Source organism: Variovorax glucosi, assembly GCF_051216695.1.
Classification (GTDB): domain Bacteria; phylum Pseudomonadota; class Gammaproteobacteria; order Burkholderiales; family Burkholderiaceae_C; genus Variovorax.
Window position 1 is genome coordinate 1 of record NZ_JBPJZE010000410.1, and the last position, 1,029, is coordinate 1,029.

The following is a 1,029-nucleotide window of genomic DNA, read 5'->3' on the forward strand; positions in this document are numbered from 1 at the left end:
GCACGAACGCGTCGAGAAGGTGACCGACTATCTGAGCGAAGGCCAGATCGTGAAGGTCAAGGTTCTCGAGACCGACGAAAAGGGCCGCGTCAAGCTGTCCATGAAGGCCCTGACCGAGCGTCCGGCCGGCATGGAATACAGCGAGCGCCCGCCGCGCGAAGACCGCGGCGACCGTGGTGAGCGCCGTGACCGTGGCGATCGCGGCGACCGCGGTGGTGACCGTGGCGAGCGCGCACCGCGCTTCAGCGACCAGCAACAGCAGCCGCGCAACGAGCAGCCGCAGGCTCCGGCCGGCGAGCAGCAGCAACAAGCCCCGCGCGAGCCTCAGGAGTAAGAAGGGCGCAACGGCGGTCTTCCGGCCGCCGTTGCTATCTTTTGAACATCAAGCTTCGCTCCATCTGTGGGCGTTGGAGGCCGAAAGACCATGAAAGCCATTGAAATCACTTCGTACGGCGCCCCTGAGGTGCTGCGCGTTGCGCAGCGTCCCGACCCGGTAGCGGGTGCGGGCGAGCTGCTGATCCGTGTGGCGGCAAGTGGCGTCAATCGCCCGGACGTGCTGCAGCGCAAGGGGCACTATCCGGTGCAGCCGGGCGCTTCTGATCTGCCGGGCCTCGAAGTGGCTGGCGAGATCGTCTCGGGCGATGCCGAGGCGCTGGCCGAGGCGGGCTTCAAGATTGGTGACCGTGTCTGTGCGCTGATCGCCGGTGGCGGCTATGCCGAACTGTGCGTGGCGCCCGTGGCGCAATGCCTGCCGGTGCCCAAGGGCTGGAGCGATATCGATGCAGCCTCGCTGCCCGAGACCTTCTTCGACGACAAGATCGACAAACACATCAGCATGTTTCGTGTGCTGAGCTATCCGCCGCAGCGCGAGCAGCCGCTGCCCGGCCAATTGCGCGCGGGCGCGCACAGCGACTACGGCAGCCTCACCATCGTGCTGCCCGACGACAAGGGCCTGCAGGTGTTCAACAAGGCCGGCCAGTGGGTCGACGTGCCTCAGGTCGAAGGCGGCCTGGTGGTCAACATCGCCGA

The 1,029-nt window shown here is 66.6% G+C and carries 1 protein-coding gene and 1 pseudogene; both read left to right on the forward strand.

The features are described from left to right. Positions 1-334: pseudogene (locus tag ACSFA3_RS26085) on the forward strand (polyribonucleotide nucleotidyltransferase); the annotation flags it as partial. A 90-nt stretch (positions 335-424) separates the two neighbouring features. Further along, on the forward strand, positions 425-1,029 hold a 605-nt coding region (locus tag ACSFA3_RS26090), incomplete at its 3' end, for an alcohol dehydrogenase catalytic domain-containing protein (RefSeq protein ID WP_435508197.1).